General features: G+C 65.5%; 20 protein-coding genes. 4 read left to right on the forward strand and 16 right to left on the reverse strand.

Going from position 1 to position 21,162, the window contains the following annotated elements; all coding sequences use genetic code 11:
* Positions 1 to 31 precede the first annotated feature (31 nt).
* Entirely contained in the window at positions 32 to 460 is a 429-nt protein-coding gene (locus tag B9Y82_RS20600) for a hypothetical protein (RefSeq protein ID WP_157804604.1), read from the forward strand.
* 51 nt (positions 461 to 511) lie between these two features.
* Here B9Y82_RS20600 and B9Y82_RS08420 read toward each other — a convergent pair whose 3' ends face one another.
* On the reverse strand, positions 512 to 850 hold the full coding sequence (locus B9Y82_RS08420) for a DUF3653 domain-containing protein (protein ID WP_100472310.1): 339 nt from the start codon (positions 848 to 850) through the stop codon (positions 512 to 514).
* A 294-nt stretch (positions 851 to 1,144) separates the two neighbouring features.
* Here B9Y82_RS08420 and B9Y82_RS08425 point away from each other — a divergent pair, with 294 nt between their 5' ends.
* Entirely contained in the window at positions 1,145 to 1,429 is a 285-nt protein-coding gene (locus tag B9Y82_RS08425) for a hypothetical protein (RefSeq protein WP_343124747.1), read from the forward strand.
* Positions 1,430 to 1,513: 84 nt separating this feature from the next.
* Here B9Y82_RS08425 and B9Y82_RS08430 read toward each other — a convergent pair whose 3' ends face one another.
* Entirely contained in the window at positions 1,514 to 1,831 is a 318-nt protein-coding gene (locus tag B9Y82_RS08430) for a hypothetical protein (protein ID WP_100472313.1), read from the reverse strand.
* 868 nt (positions 1,832 to 2,699) lie between these two features.
* Positions 2,700 to 3,467 (reverse strand): DUF1353 domain-containing protein, encoded by a 768-nt coding sequence (locus B9Y82_RS08435; protein ID WP_100472315.1) that lies wholly within the window; start codon positions 3,465 to 3,467, stop codon positions 2,700 to 2,702.
* A gap of 321 nt (positions 3,468 to 3,788) precedes the next feature.
* Between B9Y82_RS08435 and B9Y82_RS08440 the strand changes: the two genes are divergently transcribed.
* A complete protein-coding gene (locus B9Y82_RS08440) occupies positions 3,789 to 4,544 on the forward strand; it encodes a tetratricopeptide repeat protein (protein ID WP_100472318.1) in 756 nt (251 codons plus the stop codon).
* 458 nt (positions 4,545 to 5,002) lie between these two features.
* The gene (locus tag B9Y82_RS08445) at positions 5,003 to 5,359 is read left to right on the forward strand and encodes a hypothetical protein (RefSeq protein WP_100472320.1); all 357 of its coding nucleotides are present in this window, start codon (positions 5,003 to 5,005) and stop codon (positions 5,357 to 5,359) included.
* A gap of 560 nt (positions 5,360 to 5,919) precedes the next feature.
* On the opposite strand, the gene B9Y82_RS08455 is transcribed toward B9Y82_RS08445, so the two are convergent.
* From B9Y82_RS08455 to B9Y82_RS08520, 13 genes are all read right to left on the reverse strand, one after another.
* The gene (locus tag B9Y82_RS08455; RefSeq protein WP_100472322.1) at positions 5,920 to 6,546 is read right to left on the reverse strand and encodes a nucleotidyltransferase family protein; all 627 of its coding nucleotides are present in this window, start codon (positions 6,544 to 6,546) and stop codon (positions 5,920 to 5,922) included.
* The gene (locus B9Y82_RS08460; RefSeq protein ID WP_100472324.1) at positions 6,522 to 7,583 is read right to left on the reverse strand and encodes an XdhC family protein; all 1,062 of its coding nucleotides are present in this window, start codon (positions 7,581 to 7,583) and stop codon (positions 6,522 to 6,524) included. Before B9Y82_RS08460 ends, B9Y82_RS08455 begins: the two co-directional genes overlap by 25 nt.
* Positions 7,584 to 7,592: 9 nt before the next feature.
* On the reverse strand, positions 7,593 to 9,797 hold the full coding sequence (gene paoC / locus B9Y82_RS08465; protein ID WP_100472326.1) for an aldehyde oxidoreductase molybdenum-binding subunit PaoC: 2,205 nt from the start codon (positions 9,795 to 9,797) through the stop codon (positions 7,593 to 7,595).
* Positions 9,797 to 10,747: an FAD binding domain-containing protein gene (locus tag B9Y82_RS08470; RefSeq protein ID WP_100472328.1), complete on the reverse strand. Its 951-nt coding sequence runs from the start codon at positions 10,745 to 10,747 to the stop codon at positions 9,797 to 9,799. Before B9Y82_RS08470 ends, paoC begins: the two co-directional genes overlap by 1 nt.
* Complete coding sequence (gene paoA, locus B9Y82_RS08475; RefSeq protein WP_100472331.1) at positions 10,744 to 11,391, reverse strand: aldehyde dehydrogenase iron-sulfur subunit PaoA; 648 nt, start codon at positions 11,389 to 11,391, stop codon at positions 10,744 to 10,746. The genes B9Y82_RS08470 and paoA overlap by 4 nt, the downstream gene beginning before the upstream one ends.
* Positions 11,392 to 12,045: 654 nt before the next feature.
* On the reverse strand, positions 12,046 to 13,443 hold the full coding sequence (locus B9Y82_RS08485; protein WP_238381562.1) for a hypothetical protein: 1,398 nt from the start codon (positions 13,441 to 13,443) through the stop codon (positions 12,046 to 12,048).
* 78 nt (positions 13,444 to 13,521) lie between these two features.
* A complete protein-coding gene (locus tag B9Y82_RS08490) occupies positions 13,522 to 16,590 on the reverse strand; it encodes a TonB-dependent receptor (protein ID WP_100472336.1) in 3,069 nt (1,022 codons plus the stop codon).
* A 113-nt stretch (positions 16,591 to 16,703) separates the two neighbouring features.
* Complete coding sequence (locus B9Y82_RS08495; protein ID WP_238381563.1) at positions 16,704 to 17,753, reverse strand: FecR family protein; 1,050 nt, start codon at positions 17,751 to 17,753, stop codon at positions 16,704 to 16,706.
* On the reverse strand, positions 17,750 to 18,241 hold the full coding sequence (locus B9Y82_RS08500; protein ID WP_100472341.1) for an RNA polymerase sigma factor: 492 nt from the start codon (positions 18,239 to 18,241) through the stop codon (positions 17,750 to 17,752). The genes B9Y82_RS08495 and B9Y82_RS08500 overlap by 4 nt, the downstream gene beginning before the upstream one ends.
* A gap of 110 nt (positions 18,242 to 18,351) precedes the next feature.
* Complete coding sequence (locus B9Y82_RS08505) at positions 18,352 to 19,170, reverse strand: CHAD domain-containing protein (protein WP_157804605.1); 819 nt, start codon at positions 19,168 to 19,170, stop codon at positions 18,352 to 18,354.
* A 256-nt stretch (positions 19,171 to 19,426) separates the two neighbouring features.
* A complete protein-coding gene (locus tag B9Y82_RS08510) occupies positions 19,427 to 19,867 on the reverse strand; it encodes a hypothetical protein (RefSeq protein WP_157804606.1) in 441 nt (146 codons plus the stop codon).
* A 117-nt stretch (positions 19,868 to 19,984) separates the two neighbouring features.
* Positions 19,985 to 20,461, reverse strand: a complete 477-nt coding sequence (locus B9Y82_RS08515; protein WP_100472348.1) for a DUF1348 family protein — start codon at positions 20,459 to 20,461, stop codon at positions 19,985 to 19,987.
* A gap of 61 nt (positions 20,462 to 20,522) precedes the next feature.
* On the reverse strand, positions 20,523 to 21,092 hold the full coding sequence (locus B9Y82_RS08520; RefSeq protein ID WP_100472351.1) for a TetR/AcrR family transcriptional regulator: 570 nt from the start codon (positions 21,090 to 21,092) through the stop codon (positions 20,523 to 20,525).
* Between the last annotated feature and the right edge of the window lie 70 nt (positions 21,093 to 21,162).

A 21,162-nucleotide genomic window follows, 5' to 3' on the forward strand; every position in this document is an offset into this window, starting at 1 on the left:
GGGGGAAGCTATGTTCACAAGGATTGCGGCAGTGATGCTGCTGGGGGCGGTGAGCGCCGGTGTTGTTGCCCAGGAGCGATACGAGAACCTTGTTTACAGGTGCGTAAACAAGGCCGGGACGCAGTATCAAAGTCAGCCTTGCGCCAAGGGCGAGACTGACCACATTCGTCTGGCCGATCCGGCGCCATCACCTGAAGCGGCGGCTGCCAATGAACGCTACTTGGAAAGCCTTCGGCGTCGGAATGCGGCTTCCATCGCGCCTCGGCCTGCACCTACGCGGCCTGTCTATCGGAATGGCGGCGGTGGTGCTCGCCTCCACAGCATTTCTCAGTACAAGGATCCAGACGCGTGCGAAGCCGCCAAGGCCGAGCGAGAGCGCGTTTTCCGCATGTATGGTTCCAACCGGCCTTACATGGTCGGTCGTCGCATGGATGACATGGTGTGGTCGGCCTGCAAGTAACCCTTGGTCGCCGTTGCCGGGGTGTAGGGGCAGCGCCCCTACGGAAGCGCCTCACACGCGCTGACGGCGTTTCGGCCCCGGTACCGGCAGGACTGCCGCTGGTGGCTCGGCGTCGGGGCCGGCCATCGTCACCGATGACCGCTTTTTCCGGCGCTGTGCCAGGGCATCGGAGAGGTTCACCACGCTGGCGGCGTTGAAGGACAAGGGTTTCCGGGGCTTGCTGATCGCGCGGCCGGCCTCCATCATCCGGCGCCATTCCTGTGCCTGGGCAGCAGTGAGCGATAGCCACGCCAGATCCTGCGGTTCCAGTTCGCGGCCTTCGGGGGTGACCAGTCGACCAGCCTTAAACGAAAAACCGGCCCAAAGGCCGGTTAGGTTCCGATCACGCACAATCAGGCTCCATGCCGCAACAGGGACAGGGGGCGAGGCAAGAGCCGTGCCAGCCACCCCCGCAGGAGCTTGAACATAATATACATTATGCGAAATGAAGCGTAGCCGGCGCAGGCTACGTCGCTGGGCCGCTTTCGTCGGTTCTGCTTGGCAATGGCTGCGGCTCTGGCTCGGCTCTTGCCTGCCTGTTCGTTCCCCCGACAAGGACGAGCTCGCAGCATGATCAAGATGGATCCCCACAACCGCATAGATCTAACCGGCCCTTGGGCCGGTTTCGGATTCCAAGGTGGGCACATGTTTACGCCCGAAGGTCATCAGCTGGAGCCATGCGACATGGCTTGGTGGTCCCTGACCTGCAACATTGCCCGGGAATGGCGACTGATGATGGCCGAGGCTGCCCCCCGGGCTGCAGCCGCCCGGAGAGCCTCCGCCACGGCGAAATCTAGCGTCATCTACCTAGCCGAAGCCCTCAGAATTCGCCGAGAACGGCGGTTCGGCGTGGGCGATCCCGGTTCCGACGCCGGGGCGTCCAATGTTGTCTACATGAGCCGTGGGCCGAGGCCCCGCCAGCGCCTGTGAGGCGATTCCGTAGGGGCGCTGCCCCTACACCCCAAAACCAACGCCGCAGCCCCACGCATTGCTACGAGGGGCTGCGATGATGCGCTAGAAGTCCACCTCAGCGTGGATATCATCAATACACGTCGATGCAGTGGAGTGATTGTCCGCGCTGTACCACACCCCAGGCACCGCCGTCACATTGCTAAGCTTGCTTAGTTCAAGGCATCGCCAGTTATTCTCAGCGGTCGGATCCTTGATTGGGCCTTTGCTGGTCTCTCCCCCGAACTGATAGAACAGCGCTTGCTCCCTGCCATTCTTCTCGCCGATGGCATGAGGACACATCTCCCGATAGTGCCCATCGTAGACAGCGGTTATCTGGTGCTTATCGTGGATTGCTTGCCGAACGATTGCATAAGTACTCACTGCGAATCTCTCCTTGATACGTAATGGGCTTGCAAGCGTGACGCACGTCACCTCTGCGATATAAATGACCGGGCGCGCGACGTCAAGCCCTGCACATTTTCCGCCCGAGCGTCTCGGATACAATGGTCAGAGGACGCCATATGGGGGGGCGCATGGAACGCGAACGACCGGAGTACCTACAACCCATCCCACGCTCTCGCTGGGAGTTTCCGTGGATGGCCTTGTGGGCGGTGCTACTGCTGGGCATGGCCGGTGCTGGTATCTGGCTGCACCTAAAGACCGGAAGCGCTTGGGATGCACGCTTTCAGGCCGCGCCTGCACCAAGCACGTCAACCAGCGTTGATCGCGGCGCCCAGCCCGAAACGATAGCGGATCGGAAAGCAATGCTGACCGAAGTGCGCGCGCGACGAGAACAGGCAGAACGCGAAGCTCAGCAGCGGCGCAGCGAGACAAGATGCATCGGCGGAATCACGTTCCGCCGCATACCTGGTGGCTGGGAGAACCTACCGGACCAGCCCTGTCCGTGATGCATCACCTTAATCAGAAGCCGGGCGGATAAGGCGGTGTCTCTGGGAACGTGCCCATCGTGCGCTCACCTAGGCGCACGATGGCGCCCCCGCTGCTTGCCGCCATGACCGCGCCCGCGCCGCCGCCGCTTCCACTCGCTACGCTCGCAGAATCAGCGGCAGCACGGTCACTGTCCAGGCGGTACAACGTTGGCTCTTCCTCGCGCCGGGGTGCTTCCCTCGGCCACGCGGCCACGCCGTGGCGAACGTCTCGAACGAACTCACTGTGAGCCGAACCTCGCACCGAATTGACCTGGCCGGCCCGGGGGCCGGTTTCGGACTCCTAGGGCCTTTTATCGAGCCTATTCAAAGGTCAATGATTCGATATCGTCAAGGCTGCGATCGTTTTTCACGTACTCCTTAATCTTTTCTAGGTCTTCAGCGCTGGCCGAAGACGCTGGAGCTGCCGTCGCAAAAAATTGAACGGAGTCGGAGGACGTGAGGAGCTTCTTCAGTGTGGCCCCATCAAGATCCATCACATCCCGGGCAGAATATGAAACAAGGATGGACTTGGAAGTGCCGCCCTTCAGGCTACCCAGCATGTCCGAGTTCCCAGGCAGGGTGAACTTTACCTCGGAGGTTCGGTCTGGAAGCCCAAGCTGCTCTGATTTATCCGCAAGCTCATGCCTAACGGCGGCGACATCTTTGGATTTTATCGGAACTGATACATTCCAGCGTGGTCCGAAATGGTACACGGCGGCATACATGACTCTAGCCTTGTAAGGGTCGACCTTGCTCGCAAGCATCGCCTCGTAGAAGACGCGATGCACCTCCTTCCACGGCATGCTGCGGCTAACACAGTAGACATCGTGGATGATGGACGCGTTTCGATAGTCGCCATCGAGCGGACCGCCTATGACACTCCAGAACATGCGCGGAATTGACGCTCCATCTGCAATAGAGCCCTTTGGAGCGTGCCACTTTCGGCCTGCATCATCGGTATAGATGACATCGCTAGCCAGTTCGATCATGCCGCCGGGCAGGAGATTCACTGTAATCGGCTTGGTGAAATTCCCCGCACTCACACCACCTGAAGCAACCATCAAAAGCGCTAGAGCGATCTTCTTCATGGTTCCATCCTCGATCTCAGGAAATGGGCTTCATTGCCTTGTCCCGGGCAGGCCTTAACCCAGGCGCTACTGAGTCTGAATCAGGATCTGTGGATATTCCATATCCCCCTGTGGTTTGCCGATAGATGGTAGCGCGAGTCCGTAGCCGGCGGCGCGGTCTCTGCCGATGATGAGGATCTTGGCTCCAAGGGCAAGGATCTTGGTCGCCCCCGCCGGATTCAATCATATTAACGTGACGCGTCACGCCCAATCACCCCGCCCATTGGCGCCCCACCCCTCCCCAACTATAGTTCCACCCCTCACAAGGACGAGGCGGTACAAATGCCCTATATCGGAATCGGACTCCACGTACTGGCGGCCATCTACTTCGCGGTGCACGCCATCCGCTCGGGACAGAGCCTCTACTGGCTGATCCTGCTCTTCTCGTTCCCGCTGCTCGGCAGCGTCGTCTACTTCCTGGCGATCTACCTCCCGGAAGCCCGTCATTCGCGCGGCGCCCGGCAGGTCGTCCGCTCCGCCAAGCAGCTCATGGACCCGGGCCAGGACCTGCGCAACGCTCGCGCCGAGCTGGCGCGCACGCCCACCGTGCAGAACCGTGTTCGCCTGGGCATGACGCTGCTCGATGCCGGCCAGGCGGAGGAGGCCAGGGCCCTGCTTGAGCAGGCGGCCAGCTCGCCGCTGGGCGACGATCCCTACATCCTTACCGGCCTGGCCCGTGCCCGCCTCGAATCCGGGCACGCCGCGCTTGCGGTTGAAGCTCTCGACGGCCTGTTCGCCCGCCATCCGGACGTGCGCCGCAAGCCAGAACAGACCCTGCTCTATGCGCAGGCATTGGCCGCCACCCAGTCACCCGACGCCCGCGGCGCATTCGAGCGCGCTGTGGAATGTGGAAACGATGCTGCCGCCCGCTGCCTCTACGCCGAGTGGCTGATGGCGCAACCGCAGCCCGCCGATCGTGAGCAGGCCCGTAGCCTGTTCGCCAGCATCATCGACGATGCCCAGCACTGGTCGCGCCACGCGCGCAGCCACAATGCCGCCTGGCTGGAGCGGACCAAGGCCGCGTTGAAGGGCTACTGACGCCTGGCGGCCTTTGGCAATCCTGTCGCATCCGCCTCGCTCACGGCTCCACCGGGCGGATGCCGACACTCGTCATGCGTGCACCACCGACATCGCCGACAGCCTTGCAGCGCAACGCTCCAGCCTCATTGCGCCATATGCAACGATTCTGAAATTGTTGAAAGTGGTGACGTCATCGGCCCTACTGCATTGGCATCACGCATAGGTCCGCGTATTCCTTGCCCTGCCACCGTGCATCGGTGGTCGGGATTCGAAACCCCGGTTCTACGCTGAAGTAAACGCTTGCCAGCCGGCATCACCCATCAGGTGGTGCCGGCTGGCAATCCGTCGGCCGGCTATGGCGGGCGGTGCGCGGAGGCCTTGTGCCTGCCGGTTTTAGCGTAGACCGGGTTTCGAACCTCGCACCGTCCGCCACCTTTATCGGTGGCGGCTTCTGCATGCACGCAAGGAGCCCAGCCATGACCCAGCCCCACTCCCCTGCCCCGCACCCGATCCACGACGCGCCCGCCAACGGCCACGCGCTGGATCCGAACACGCTCATCGCCCTGCTGCACAGCATTGGCTCCGGCGCTGCCTCCGATGGCCAGCCCTGGCCAGAGCGCCACCAAATGCCGGGCCGACGCATCGCCCTGGCAGACACCGATTGCTCGTTGGCCGGCCTTCGCGTAGTGCTGGAAATCCTGTTGGCCGCACAACGCGCCCGCGAGAACGGCGAGTTGGAGCAATACGTCGGCCCGCGCGTCATGGAGGGGCTGATCATGGCCGGGCTGGGCTTGGTGGCGCACGCCAGTACACGGGTACGCCCGGACGGCTGAGTGACGCGGCATCGCTGGGCGGCAACCGCGCTCTGTCTCGTCGCGGTGGTTGCGGCACAGGCGCAGTGGCCGGCGCCACCGGTGCCCTCGCCTGTCGGGTTCCAACGCATCAACGACGATCGATTCTCACAACTGCGCCGCCAGGCGATGCAGTTCGTGGAGTCTCGGCCACGACAGGGCTTCCAGTTCGTCGAGCGGCATCGAGATGCCGACTTCCAGGTTCATTGCCGAAGCGTACCAGTGCTGTGGCTGGAGAGGCGCTCGAAACATCTGCTGTTGCAGGTCTCACTGGACGCGGAGCAGCGGGCGCCCGCCGTTGTGCAGCTTCGTGCGTTGCTTCAATGGCAGCTGCAGCCGATGGGCTATTTTGAGCAGGTGCTGGCTGGTGTGCCGGAACCTGTTCTGTTGGATCGGGTGCTGCAGATGTTCGCGGGCGAGGTGCATGAGGAGGTGCGATGTGGCATGCATAGTCGAGCCTGGCTCGACTCTACAGAGCCGCGGCTGCGAGGGTTCGGGGCTAGTCACCTGCGCGGCGGGTATTGGTCCAGTGATCACGCGACTCACCTCACGGCATCGATCCAGCCCAAATGCCGCGCACGCGCGAGATCTTCTGGCGTGTCGATATCCAGGCCCAGCTCCGGCGCTTGAAGGGCATGCACGGCATCGATGGGAAGCTGCCTCAAGCGCGCCCCGAAGCCGCGGTCACCGCTTGCACCCACCTGATTGAACCATGCGCGCGGCACGACTGCAGGAACGCCAAGCGCGTCTCCATGACGGGTGCCAGCGCACCCTGACGCCGAGGCGCGGGCACCCAAAAGCAACGCCTGCAGATGGGCGTGCTCGATCGCGGGCTGGTCGCATGCCACGACCATCACGGCGGCCACCGCGGGCAGCAGGTGTGTGCCTGCAATCTGCAGGCTGCTGGCCAGGCCGCTTTCCCAGTGGTGGTTGGTTACCGGGGTGGCATCCAGTCCGGCAATGCTGGATGTCACGGCCTGTGCGTTCGCGCCCACCACCACCAACACCTGCGATGGCGCGAGCTCCAGCGCCAACCGCACCACGCGATGTACCAGGGTCTCGCCCTGCCGGGTCAGTAGCTGCTTGGGCTGGCCAAGCCGGGTGCTCCCGCCCGCAGCAAGCACGACGACTGCATGCGCGGCGGTCACGTGCCGGCGGTGCTTCGCCATTGATGCAGCTGCGCCGCGATGCTGATCGAAATCGCCTCCGGCCCCCGCCCTCCGATGTTGAGGCCGACCGGTGATCGAAGTCTGGAAGACAGGCGGTTGCGCTGATCCGGTGTCAGCAGCTTGAACAGATCCTCACGCCTTCGCCGCGGCCCCAGAAGTCCAATGAAGGCAACCTCGGTATCGGCCAAGGCCACCAGCGCCTCGCGGTCCAGTTCGAAATCGTGATGCATCACCAGTACCGCGTCGCACGGGTCGGCATGGAGGGCCTCGGCCGGGCTGGCCTGGAGATGCGCATCGGCGCCCTGCCCCGCTGAGGACCAGCGCGCTCGTCGTTCGGCCACGCTGACCCGCCATCCCAGTCCCCGCAGCAACGGAACCAGGAAGGGCGTTTCGGGACCGCCCCCCAACACCAGGGCCCGCGGAAGCCGGGGCAACGGCAAACGCCACACTGCTTCTCCAAAGGGCTGTGTGTCGTCCATCGAGTGCAGCTGCCATGCCTGCTCGCGATGGCCGGCGCGGAAAACGATCTGCCCCGACGTGCGAAGGTCGCGCTGGAGTGACACACCTTCGCGCAACCAAGCCTCGATCACGTCGTCGATGCCGGACATGGCACGCAATGGCAGGAGCGCAATCCGAAGCCGGCCGCGGCAGCCGAGCGCGGACCCACTCAACAGGTCGTCGTCACTGCGGGTGTCGATCTCGATCCAGTCGACCTGCCCCGCCGCGCTCACCGGCTCTGCGCGTCGCGCGAGCTCGGGCTCCAGGCATCCGCCGCTGAGCCAGCCGACCTGGCTGCCGTTGCAGAACAGCACCATGTCGCCGGCACCGGCGTAGGTGGAGCCATCGGTTTCCAGCACCAGCGCGAGCACGGCGTGCTCCCCCGCGCGCACGCGCGTCAAGGCCGTCTCGAGCACGCCGCGCGGGCTTCCTTCGGTGAGGAAGCCCGGCGCTGCGGACAGGTGCGCGGCAGGATCCCTGGGCTCCACTCCCTCTGCCGCGGAGGCCTCCAGGGTGGGTGAGGCCACGGGTCGTTCCATGCGCAACGGTCAGCCCACGTCGGGCAAGCCGGGCAACAGCTTGTCCAGGGTGATGGGATAGTTGCGCACGCGCACACCGGTGGCGTTGTAGACCGCATTGGCGATCGCGGCGCCGACCCCACAGATGCCCAGCTCACCCACGCCCTTGGCCTTCATCGGCGAGATCACCGGATCCAGCGTGTCGAGGAAGACCACTTCCTGGTACGGAATGTCGGCGTGCACGGGAACCTCGTAGCCCGCAAGGTCGTGGTTGATGAACAAGCCAAGCCGCTTGTCGACCACCAGTTCCTCCATCAGGGTCGCGCCCGCACCCATCACCATCCCGCCGATGACCTGACTGCGTGCGGACAGAGGATTGAGGATCCGGCCGCCATCGCATACGGCAAGCATCCTACGGATGCGCGTCTCTCCCGTGTAGGCATGCACGGCGACCTCGCAGAAATGCGCTGCATAGGTGCCGACGTCGTACCCCTGCTTGAACTTGCCGAAGGCAATGCCGTCCTCTGCCGAAAGTGTGCCTGCTTCGGCCAGGTCGATGGTCCGCCCACCCGCCTGGATACGGCCATTGGCGAAGTTTGCAGTGTCGCCGTCGAAGCCCAGTTTCTCGCCCACCTTGCGGCGCAGGCTGACGCACGCCGCGTACACGCCTGCAGTGGAGCTTGCCGCGCCCCACTGGCCGCCGGAACCGGCGGAGGCCGGATGGCGGGAGTCGCCGAGGGTGACCTGGACCCGGTCCAGCGGTACGCCCATGGTCTCGGCCGCCGTCTGCGCGATGATCGTGTAGGAGCCGGTGCCGATGTCGGTCATGTCGGTTTCCACGATCACCCCACCCTGGCCGTCAAGCCGGACCCGCGCCGCCGACTTCATCGTGGGTGCGCCGCGATAGCCTGCGGACACGCCCATGCCGACCAGCCAGTGCCCTTCCCTTACCTGCGCCGGCTTGGCGTTGCGCTTGTTCCAGTTGAAGCGTTCCGCGCCCTCGCGCAGGCAGCGCACCAGGTTGCGGTCGGAGAACTTCTTGCTCGGATCGCCGGGTACGACCTCGGGTTCGTTGAGGATGCGGAACGCGATCGGGTCGAGGCCCAGCTTCTCGGCCATTTCGTCCATCGCCACTTCCAGCGCCATGTGGCCCGGTGCTTCGCCCGGCGCGCGCATCGCATTGCCTTCGGGCATGTCGAGCGTGGCGATGTAGTTGGCCACCAGGCGGTTGGCGCCTGCATAGAGCTTGGGCGTCTGCAGGGTGCCGTTCTCGCCGTCCTCGCCGTTGATGTTGCCAGACCAGTTCTCATGGGCGATGGCGGAGATACGGCCGTCTTTCGCGCAACCGATCCGGACGCGTTGGATGGTCGCGTGCCGGTGCGTGGTGTTGTTGGGCATCAACGGGCGTTGCAGCGCGATCTTCACCGGTCGCCCGACCTGCTTGGCCGCCAGCGCGGCCAGCACTGCATCGGCGCGGATGAACAGCTTGCCGCCGAAGCCGCCGCCGATATAGGGCGAGTCCACGCGCACCTTGCCAGCATCGATACCGAGGATCGCGGCCATGCCCTGCTTGGCCCAGTCGATCATCTGGTTCGCCGTCCACAGGGTGAGCGTGTCGCCTTCCCAGGCGGCGATGGTGGCGTGCGGCTCCATCATCGAATGACTTTCGTCGGAGGTGTGGTAGGTCTCGTCGAGCTTGACCGCAGCGCTCGCGTAGGCAGTGTCGAAATCGCCCAGCGCCTGCCGGTCGGGCTTGCCGTCGCGCCCCTTTGCCAGCGGCGCGGACGGCGCCAGCGCCGGGAAATCGAACCGCCCCTTGCCGCGCTCATAGCGGGTGCGGATCAACGCCGCAGCGGCGCGGGCTTGCTCGAAGGTCTCGGCCACCACGCAGGCGATGGCCTGGTGGTAATGGGCGACCTCGGACCCGCCGAACAGCGGCGCGTTGTTCCAGTTCGATTTGCCGACCGGCTTGGTTTCCGGTGCGGTGATGACCGCCAGTACGCCGGGGGCGGCACGTGCGCGGGAGGCATCCATCGAAATGATGCGCCCCTTGCCGATGCCCGCGCCGACGATGTAGCCGTAGACCTGGTTCGGCGCCACGTCATGGCGCTCGTAGGCATAGGGGGCGGTGCCGGTGGTCTTGCGTGGGCCATCAATGCGTGGCGTCGACTTGCCGACCACCTTGGCCTTGTCGAACAGGTTGTCGCCGGCGGGGGCGTTGAATTCGAGGGGCATCAGCGCTCTCCTTCGGCCAGCACGGCGGCGAGGGTGCGCTCGGCGAGCGCGAGCTTGAACGCGTTCTCCCGGGTTGGACGGGCGCCGGCGAACACCTGTTGGGTCGCGGCCTTGACGCCGTCGCGCAGCAGGGGTTCGGCTGCCTCGATGCGCCACGGCTTCGGCGCGACCCCACCGAAGGCGAACCGCGCCGAGCCGTCACGCTGCACGACCGCGGCGACCGAGACCAGTGCGAACGCATAGGACGCGCGGTCACGTACCTTGTGGTACACGTGCCGGCCGCCCAGCGGTTCCGGCAGCGTGACGTGGGTGATCAGCTCACCGCGCTGCAGCACATTGTCCTGCTGTGGCTTGTCGCCCGGGGAACGATGGAAATCGGCAATCGGGATGCTGCGCGTGCTGCCGTCACCCTTGACGGTCTGGACCGTGGCGTCCAGCACGCGCAGCGCCACCGCCATGTCGCCCGGATAGGTCGCGATGCAGCTGTCCGAGGTGCCGATCACGCCCATCTGCCGGGAGAACCCTTCGAGCGCGCCGCAGCCTGATCCGGGCAGGCGCTTGTTGCAGGGCAGATGGGGGTCGTAGAAGTACGGGCAGCGGGTGCGCTGCAGCAGGTTGCCGCCGGTGGTGGCCTTGTTGCGCAGCTGCCCGGAGGCACCTGCCACGATCGCGCGGGTCAACACCGCGTAGTCGCGGCGCACGCGCTCATGCGAGGCCAGCGCGGTATTGGTGACCAGCGTGCCGATGCGCAGGCCGCCGTCGTCTGTGGGTTCGATCCTGTCCAAGCCGATGTCCTGCACGTCGACCAGGTGCGCGGGCGTCTCGACCTCCAGCTTCATCAGGTCGAGCAGGTTGGTTCCTCCCGCCAGGAACTTCGCGCCCTCGGTGCCGGCGACGGCCCTGGCGGCCTCGGCCGGGGATTTCGCGCGTTCGTAACTGAAGGCCCTCATGAGCGCCTCCCTTCAGGCGTCGCGCCAGCGACCTCTTCCATCGCCTCGGCAATGTTGGAATAGGCCCCGCAGCGGCAGAGGTTGCCGCTCATGCGTTCGCGCATTTCCATGTTGGTGGCCCGGGGCCGTGCGCTGACATCGGCCTGCACATGGCTGGGGACACCCCGCTTGATCTCGTCCAGTACCGCCACCGCCGAACAGATCTGCCCCGGCGTGCAGTACCCGCACTGGTAGCCGTCATGCTTGATGAAGGCAGCCTGCATCGGATGCAGGTCATCGGGGGTTCCGAGGCCTTCGATGGTGGTGATGGCATCGCCCTGGTGCTGCACTGCCAGGCTGAGGCAGGCATTGATGCGTTCACCGTTGACCAGCACGGTACAGGCGCCGCACTGACCGTGGTCGCAGCCCTTCTTGGTCCCGGTCAGCTTCAGATGTTCGCGCAGGGCGTCGAGCAGCGTGGTCCGCGTGTCGAGCTCAAGCTCCCGGCGCGCGCCGTTGACGGTCAACGCCACCGTGCTGATGACCGGCGGCCTGGGCGGCGGGGACGCCGCCAGTTCGGCGGCGAGCGATGACGCCCCCGGTGCGGCGGACATCGCCACGGTCGTGGCGCCGCCGGCGATCACCTGGCGACGCGTCAACTTCATTCCTTCGTCCCAACTTGGCACAGTGACCTCCTGGCGTTCGGGGAAACCCCGTGGCTGGATGGACGCGCTCAGACTACCCAAGGGGCACTATGCCCGGCTGGGTAGTACAGATCTGTGAAGCCTGTCCAGGGTGTGCCGGCATCGTCGGCCGAGCCTGCTGGCCGGTCATCTTCAACGCCGCCTCTGGCAAACGTGCGCCTGGTGGACAGCGTATTGATGCCCAGATAAAGCCGCCCGGATAGGCCCACGGCGCGCCGTGGGCTGGTCTGCGGAACTGCGCCATGCGGCGCTCGGATACGGTGCCGCGTCAGAGGGGTACCCCAGATTGGGATCGAACGGGCCGAGCATCCAGCCGAGGCTCTTGAAGTAGTCACGTGCGAGAAAGTACAGGAAGACAAACATCCCCGTGAGTACGCTCGCCAGCAGCAGGTACCCGCCGTTGTGCATGCGCCACTGCCCGGCGATGCCTCGCCAGTCTGACCATCGGGATACCGCAGGCACCGGCGCGGCCAGCCATCGGGCAAGGTCCTGGCGGCACATGCGAAGGCTGAGCATGGCTGAATAGGGTTCTGACACGGCGGTCCTTCCTCCGGTCTGCGTCTGCAGATGGGCTTGTAGCAGACAACGTGCATCACGCCAACAGGCGATACGAGGTCACCGCTGCGGCGGGATGACGCTGCCGGCAATCGTGACGAAGACCGGGTTGGAGTAGAACCACAGATCCTGCCACGGGTCCTCGCCGGGCGCGTCCGCCAGTGCATCAACCGCACCGGTGCTGTTGCCCCGCACCCGCACGAAGCCGCCGCGCGGCAGTGCCGGCAGTGACCCGCGCGCCACGATCCAGTCACCCTCCCGCACCCAGGTTGCCGCGTCGAAGCCGCGCCGTTGCATCTGCAGCCTGCCCTCCCCGTCCCTGCCGCCGATGATCAGCTCGATGCGCTTCAGCGCCGGGTGCTGCCCGTTCGCGTTGGCGCCGGCCGGCTGCCGTACCCGCACCTCCACCTGCATCGTCTGCGCTGGCCGCAGCACCAGCGTATCGCCCATTCCGCCGCTGGAGTCGCCAGCGGTCACGCGCAATTCCAAGGCATCGATCAGGTCACCGGTGACGGTGAACATGCGCCCCTTGCGCAGCGCATCCAGGATGTCTTCCGCATCCGGGCGCGCCCAGGCATAGGTCTTGCTGTACTCACCCGGGTCGTAGTCGCGCCCACCGTCGCGCAGGTTCACATGCGAGTCGGAGTTGGCGGTGATCCAGAAGCGGATGCCATCGGCCAGCATCTGGTCCCACACACCTCCCACCTGCGCGGTCATCTGGTCATAGCCGCCTACGGTGGGGGCGGCCGCATTGCGGTACAGCCCGCGTTCGCTGCGGATCGCCTGGTGCCCGGGCGCACCCTCCATGCCTACCAGCACATTGGGTGCGGCCGCATGCCAGCCGCGCAGCTCGCCCGGGGTCACCTCGCCCCACTGCCCCATCGCCGTCGCGGTGCGCGAGGGATGGTTGATGAACATCAGCGGTGCCGGGCGCAGGCCCCCCAGGTAGGCCAGTGCGGCCTGCATCTGCTGTTCGCTGTCGCGGCTATCGTGCAGCGGTTCGCTGCGACTGAAATCCCGCTCGGCGGTGACCAGCTGCTCCCGTTCCTGCGGGCCCGGCGCGATGATCAGGGAGGCGTGCTCGCCTGCGGGCACGTCGAATTCCATGCCATTGAACTGGATCACCTCGGGAACGTCGGTGCGTGCTTGCAGCAGCGCGGGATACGCCTGGTCGCGGGTGACCGCGGAGTGGCCGGGGCCACCGTGGTCGGTGTGGACCATCCAGCGCAGGCCGAACGCTCTGGCCTGGGCGGCGTTGCGGCTGCGGCTGTAGGGCGAGTCACCACCGCGGACCGGTGTGGGCGGCGTGGTGCTGCGGTCCCAGTCCACGCTCCATTCGCTGTGCACGTGGTGGTCGCCGGCCAGCCATTGGCGGCCGGCATCGGCCGCTGTCGTGGCCGTGGCCGAAAATGCCGGGGCCGCTGCGGCGAGCAGCGCCAGCATCAGAGGGGTCTTCATGAGTCTTTTCCTGAGAAAGCGCACGGACGACGCACGGACCCTCTCCGGTCCGCACGCCGCCCGTGCGGGAACGCTTGCCTAGAAGTCCGCGCGCAGGCCCAGGCTGATGCGACGGCCAGAGGTCTCATCCATGGTCGGGAAGGACGGGTCCATGGTGTAGCCGCTGGTCCGCTCGTTGGTGAGGTTGATGCCCTTCAGGCTGATCTTGATGTTGTCGGTGATGCGGTAACCGATCGATACGTCCATCTGGCCATAGGCATCGCGCCAGATCGGGTACAGGTTGTAGCCGATCGATTCGACGTACTCGTCCTTGTGGTTGTAGGACACGCGCGCGTCGAAACGTTCATTCTCGTAGTACGCGGTGAAGTTCCAGGTCTTCTCCGACAACCCCGGCATCGGGGTGCGGATGCCCAGGTCGGACTCGCCGGCCAGCGAGCTGTCCAGCATCGTGTAGTTGGCGTTGATGCCGAACCCGTCCAGCCACGGCGTGAACATGTTCAGCGGCAGCTGCGCCACCAGTTCGATGCCGTCGACCTCGTAGGCACCCTTGGCATTGACCGGCTGGTACACGTCGAAATCGTAGATGCCATTGAGGCTGCCGTTGGCGTTGTACACCGCCACATCCTGGACCACGCCGGTCAGCGAGTTGATCACCACACCGTCGATGTTCTTGCGGAAGTAGCTGGCGGCGAACAGCGCGCCGTTGTCCAGGTACTTCTCCAGGCCGATTTCCCACTGCTTGGCGTAGGTCGGCTTCAGTTCGGGATTGCCGTCGGTGAAACGGTAGGAACTCCAGCTGGCGGTGCGCTTGTAGGCGATGTCGGTCAGCGCCGGGCGCATCATTACCTTGGACGCGGCCGCACGCAGCAGCAGGCCATGCGCGAGCTCGGCGGTCATGTTGAAGCTGGGCAGCAGATCGTCGTAGCTGCCATCCTTGGACACCGGCGTATCGGTGTAGCCGGTGCTGCCATTGGGCAGCTGGATCGGGTGGTAGCCGAACGAATCGACCTTCGTATCCACGTAGCGTGCGCCGGCGTTGACGGTGAAGGGCACGCTGCCGATATCGAAGGCGAAGTCGGCCATCGCGTAGAAGCTCATCACCTTCTCATCGACCTGGTAGAACTGGCCCGGGTCGAACGGGGTCTGGAAGCCCGCGTAACGGAATGCGCTGCGGGCGTAGTCGTTGGAGATCTGCTGCCAGGCCAGCCCCTTGTTGGAGTAGCTGCCGCCGGGGACGATGTCGTCGATGTACTGCAGCGGGCTGTCGGCCATCGTGCGGGTGTTGACCCAGGCCGCGCTGCCAGCGCTCGGCCCGGTGATCTTCAGTTCGCCATACTGGCGCTCCTTGGATCGGTCGGTGTAGCGCGCGCCGAACCGGACCGTGTGCAGCGCGGGCAGGAAGGCCATGTCCAGCAGGCGGGTGACATTGACCTGGGCGGCGTACTTGTCATCCTTCACCTTCTCCAGCGTGGTCTCGTAGGCCTCGAACAGATAGCGGCGCGGATCGTTGTACATGTCGAAGCTGCCGGCGGCGCCGGTGGGAAGGGTTTCACCACTGGCGCCGGTCCAGCGGGTACGCGACGGCGCATAGGCCACATGCTTGAGGTTGGAGAAATCCGAAGTCTTCTCCGCGCCCGAATACCCTACCAGCGCATCCACGTACCAGCGGTCACCCTTCCAGTCCACGGCCAGGCTGTACTGGCTGTAGTCGGTCTTGTTGATCCGCTCCTTGCTCAGCATCTCGTGCTGGGTGGCGGTGTAGGACACATCACGCAGCACCACCATGCCGTACTCGGACAGGGTGCTGGCGTCGTACGAATGGATGGTGTCGAAGGTGCTGCGGCTGGAGGCGGAATAGGCGGCCGCGTCGTACTCGTCCTCGGTGCTGTCATAGCCACCGACCATCGCGTCGAAGGTCAGGCTGAAATTGTTGCTCGGCTTGTACTGCAGCGATCCAGTCGCGCCCCACTTGTCCTGCTCGTTGAGGTAGACGCGGTCGCCGACCTTGTCCTGGAACACGACCCGGTTGGTCTGCTCGGCATCATTGCGGTTGGTGATGTTGACGCCTGCGTCGCGGCGCAGCACCGACTGCGCCTGGGTGCCGCGGGTACCCGAGGCCGTGAGGAAGCGTGACGATGGGCGGAAGTTGATGCCCGAAGTGGAGTCGGTCCGGTTGGTGCGCTTGGACTGCGAGTACGACACCAGTGCGCCCCAGTCCCCCCACGTGTCGGCGGCGAGGAAGGCAAAGCGCGGGTCCACTTCCTCCGAGATGCTGTTGTGCGCGCCCTCGGCGGAGAACACCAGCTTGCGTTCGTTGTAGTCGAACGGGCGCGCGGTGGAAATCTTCACCGAGCCGGCAATGCCCCCCTCCTCGTCCGCAGCCGTGGGCGACTTCTGCACGGTCACCTGCTGGATGATCTCCGAGGCGAACATGTCGAATTCCACGTCGCGCCCGCCGCTGCCCGAAGCGGTGGCCAGGTCGTTGATCGAAACGTGGGTGTACTCCGAAGGCAGGCCACGCACATTGACCTTGGTGCCCAGGCCCTTGTTGCGTTCGATGGTCACGCCCGGCATGCGCTGCAGCGCTTCTGCGAGATTCTGTTCGGGAAAGTCGGCCACGTCGGTGGCAACGATCGAGTCAGAGAAGCCCACGGTGGCGCGCTTGATGTCCACCGCCTGCTCCAGGCTGCGGCTGTAGCTGCCGGTGACCTGGATGGTTTCCAGGTTGGCCGCCTGCGCGCTGGGCGCCGCCGCCCCTGCCTGCGCCGATGCCGCGACCGCGCCGCCCACGGGGCCTGGCGTTGCCAGCGCCGAGGTGGATGCCGGTGCAGCCGCATCCTGCGCTTCGATGGTGACGGTGGTGGCGTTGAGATAGCGGTAGCGCAGGCCGGTCCCGGCCAGCAGGCGGCTGAGCGCCGCGTCCGCGCTCAGCCCGGCCGGTACGCCCGCGGTACGCGGATTGCCGGCAGTCTGCGCGTTGTAGACGAACTGCAGGCCGGTCTGGCGCGACAGCGCGTTGAGCGCCCCATCCAATGGCTGCGAGGCGATCGCCTCGCTGGCGATGCGGGCCGGTTCTGCGGCGTGGGCGCCGGCCGTGGCGGTGACCTGCAGTGCAAGGGCGATGGAAAGGAACAGTGTGCGGCGCATCGTGGGATCCAGTGAGGGAATGGCGGTGGTCGCGGAACGGATGTGTTCCTGCTTTCCCCAACTACGAGGGCGCAGCGCGCTGATCGGGCACCGCTTTTTCGATGAATTTTTTCTTACAGCGCCGGCGGCGACCCGGCACGTAGCCGCACGTGGATCCCGTCCGCATCGGCCTGCGTGAACAGCGTCGGCTGCTGGTCAAGAAACGCACGCAGCGATGCCACGTCATCGGCGCGCAGGTTACCGGTCAGGCGCAGCGCGCCGGCGTCGTCGCTGACATGCAGGCGCAGCGCGTTGCGCCGGTTGAAGCGGTCGGCCACGTCGCGCAGTGCTTCGTCGCGGAAGATCACCCGCCCTGACCACCACGCGGTCATGCTGGCGGCATCCTCGTCGCGGATGCGCACGCGCTGGTCACGGTAATCGACCTGCGCGGCCTGCCCGGCGCCAAGGTCGGCGAGCATGCGGCCGCGACCACCATCGCCACGCACATGCACGCGGCCCTCGCTCACCCCGATGCGCGCCTGCTCGCGCAGCAGCGAGACATCGAACGTGGTGCCGATATCGGTGACCCGCAGGCCTGCGGCGTGCACCGCGAAGGGGCGCCGGTCCTTAGCCACGGCGAAGCTGGCCTGGCCACGTTCGAGCTCGACGCGCCGCCCCAGCAGGGTCATGCGCACCGATATCTCGCTTTCCGCATCCAGGCGCACGACGGTGCTGTCGGACAGGGTGATCTGGCGTGGCGTGCCATGTGCGGCCACATAGTGCCCGGTGCGCGGCCAGGCAACGGTGGTGCCCACCCCGACGGCCAGCAACAGCACCGCCGCCACCGCGATGCGGGGCAGCCCGAGTACCGGCCGCGCCGCGCGTTCCCGGGCTGCAACGGCGGGCCGTGGCGACAACCGCACTACATTGTCGACGTCGTTGCGGGTTGGCGCAGGCGCGCTCAACAGCGCGTCCAGGTCATCGGGCATGCCGCGCAGCGTCTCGGCCAGTGCCCCGGCCACCTCGCTGATGGCCATGTACTCACGCAGATGGTCGGGGGACACCAGCAGCCACTGCATGAAAGCGCGCTGCTGCGATGGGCTGAGGTCACCTTCGCGCTGCAGCGCATGCCAGTGCGCGGCGGCCCGGGTCAGCGCCGACGGGTGTTCAATGGCCACGCTCACGACCTCCCCGCCGGTTCGGCCATCGCCCGGCGGCATACCGACAGCCCGCGTACCACGTGCTTCTTCACCATGTGCGGTGAAACACCCATGCGTTCGGCGATCTGCTTGTAGCTCAATCCATCGCGGTACTGCATGACCAGCACCGCCCGGGTGTGCTCGGGAAGGGTTCCCAGTGCCGCCTGCAGGCGTTGACGGCGCTGTTCGCGTTCGGCGGCATCTTCCACGCATTCCCCGCTGGCCAGGCTTTGGCCCGGGCCTTCGATCTCTTCGATGGACAGCGTCGACCAGCGCCGGCGCGCGGCCTGCTCGCGGGCCAGATTCTGCGCGACAGTGAACAGGTACGCTTCCGGGTTGGCGATCGGCTCGCCCTTGCCTTCATGCGCACGCAGCAGGCGCAGATAGGTTTCCTGCACCAGGTCCTCGGCATCCTGACGCGCGCCGCGCCGCACGAAAAAGCCGCGCAGCAGCGGCGCGTGGTCCTCGAACATGCGCGCCAGGCGCCGTCTTGCCTGCTCGGCCACCTGCGTCGCCTTTACCCCCTGAAGTGCGCCGCAAGGTAAGCGTGCCGTATGACGCGTTCATGACGGCCGCCTCGCCGTCAGGCGCCGGTCCCTGCGTCGGCGTCGACGGGCAGCGGGCGGCGTGCTGCGTCGATCAGCTGCAGCACCACCGCCTTGCCGCTGCAGGCGGGCATCGCGCGCACCAGATTGCGCAGGAGCCGCAGATCCTGCATGTCGCCCAGTCGATCACTGAGCTGATGCAGCGATCGGGCGGCCTTGCCGTGTTCCGGCCCTTCGCGGGAGCGTCCAGGGCGCAGTTTCATCTCCTTGAGCAGTTCCAGCTGCATGCGCAGCCGCCGCGCGCGCCGGCGCCAGCGGTGGACGCCTTCGACGTCGTGGGTACCGCCATGGGTCGCGCGGGTTGCGGCCTTGCGGACCCGGCGTCGGGTCCGCTCCAGCCCGGCGCGGACGTCCCGACGGCGCAGTGCGTGCCAGGGCTGGTCCTGCAGCTGCCGGGCGACGCGCCGAAGCGTCATGGCCCTGCGCTGCAGCCCGGGATCCCGCCGCAGCAGCTGCTCGAGAATGCGTGCACGCCTGGCCGAGAGCACATCGATCACCGCTGCCCAGCCCGGTGCCGGATGAAGCTGCTGCAGCCGCTGCGCCGCTTCCACCACGACATGCGCATCGCGTGCATCGGACAGGCTGACGCCCAGGCGGCGCAGCGTGGCATCCAGGTCCTGCAGATCGAACGCTGGATTGCGCACCAGCGCCAGCAGCGAACGCAGTTTCCTGATGTGCTTGCGGACGGAATGGATCGCGGCATGCGGATCGGCGAGCAGCGAAAGCTGCTGGAGTGCCTCCCGGCACTCACGCTGCGCGCGCTTGCTGATGATCGGCCCTGCAGCAACGGCTGGCATGGGGATATCCATCGCATGGGTGGGGTCGAGTGTACCCGCCGGTCGCGAACAGACCAACGACGAGTCCTTGGGGGGGTGTGCTGCATCGCCGTATCACCACCGTCGCAATGGGCGACGGACGGAGCCACCTCTGCCGAACAACCGATGCGGTGATCGACATCGTCCGGCGCATCTGCGCCAGAGCGGCAACGGCACCCACGAGGCCTGGGTAGCATCGCGTGCCAGCGGAAACAGCTGCGAATGACGATGGTGCAGTTCAGCGCGCAGTTGGGCGCGATTTGGCCCGGAGATAAGCGAGCACCAAAGCCGCAACGGGTATCGCCAGCAATGCCGCTGCCAACGCGGGATCAGGAAGCACGAACGCCGTATAGAAGACATCCGCGCAATCGAGGCTGGCCAGCATCAGCGAGAAGCCTACAAAGGCCACGCAAATGTAGAAAAGCCAGACCTCGTAAACCCGTACGCGACACAGCAGGCGAATGACTCGCAGCACCAGTGGCAGCGCGAAGACGACAAACGCCATGATCATTACATCGTCATCGCCGCCCGAGCTTAAGAGCTCTTTGCAGAAGAATGGGCCGGGTGCTGCAAAGCCACCGGGCGACCACTTCTGCCAGATCCAAGGGGTAGATGCCAGCAAGGCAAGAAGCATCATATAGACAAGCAACAGTCCTGCACGCAGGTTTCGTTGGGTCAAGCTGTATACCTCTCACGACGGGCACTTCTTCATGGTGATCCTGCCAGGAACCCCCTGAATGATGCCGACCGCTTCATCCTGGCCGAGGCGCACTTCCGGTGGCGCCACTGCGGTCGCTCACATCCCCAGGTCAGACAGCCCCGGGTGATCATCGGGGCGACGCCCCAGTGGCCAGTGGAACCTGCGATCGCTTTCCTTGATCGGCATGTCGTTGATGCTCGAGAAGCGGCGCTGCATCAGGCCATCGGCGCCGAATTCCCAGTTCTCGTTCCCATAGGAGCGGAACCAGTTGCCGGAGTCGTCATGCCACTCATAGGCGTAGCGCACGGCAATGCGGTTGTCGGTGAAGGCCCATAGCTCCTTGATCAGGCGGTACTCAAGCTCCTTGTTCCACTTGCGAGCCAGGAACTGCCGGGCTTCCTCGCGGCCATGGGTGAACTCGGCACGGTTGCGCCACTCGGTGTCCAGCGAATAGGCCAGCGAAACCTTGTCGGCATCGCGGGTGTTCCAGCCGTCTTCGGCAAGACGAACCTTCTCGATGGCCGATTCACGGGTGAACGGGGGAAGTGGCGGGCGGACTGATTCAGTGGACACGGTGGGGCCTCCAATCAAGTGGATGAACGGGGTGCTTCGACGGGTTTTGATGACTCAGGCGTCAGCGCCTGGCCTGCTCCAACAACACCGCTGCAACATCCCTTGCAGTGTCTGCGGCGCCGTAATCGCCCATCACGCGCGAGACGGTGATGGCGCCTTCCATGAGAACCAGCAGCTGCCGCGCCAAGGCAGCCGGTTGCTCGATATCCAGCTGTGCGGTCAGTTCCAGCGTGTAATCCAGCAACTTCTGCTTGTGATGTCTGGCGATGTGGCGAATCGGATCGTCGGGGTCGCCGACCTCGCCTGCAGTGTTGATGAAGGCACAGCCGCGATAGCCCTCGGACTGGAACCAGTCCTTGAGCACGGTGAACATGCCGAGGATGCGCGCCTCCGGGGTCTCGGCCTTGTCGCACTCCTGCTGGAACCACTGAAGCCAACGAACGTCGCGCGCATTCAACGCAGCTGCGGCTACCTGGTCCTTGTTTTCGAAGTGACGGTAGATGCTCTTCCGGGCGACGCCGGAAGTTTTCACCAGCAGGTCCATGCCGGTGGCATGGATCCCGTTCTGGTAGATCAGCGCCTCGGCCGTAGCCAGGATCTTCTGTTGGGTGTCGGTGCCAGCCTTGCTCATGGCCACAAGGTAGAACGCTCGTTCTACCCATGTCAACAAGCCATGGCGGGCGGTTCGTACGCGCACAACC

The organism is Stenotrophomonas maltophilia (assembly GCF_002799155.1).
GTDB lineage: Bacteria > Pseudomonadota > Gammaproteobacteria > Xanthomonadales > Xanthomonadaceae > Stenotrophomonas > Stenotrophomonas maltophilia_R.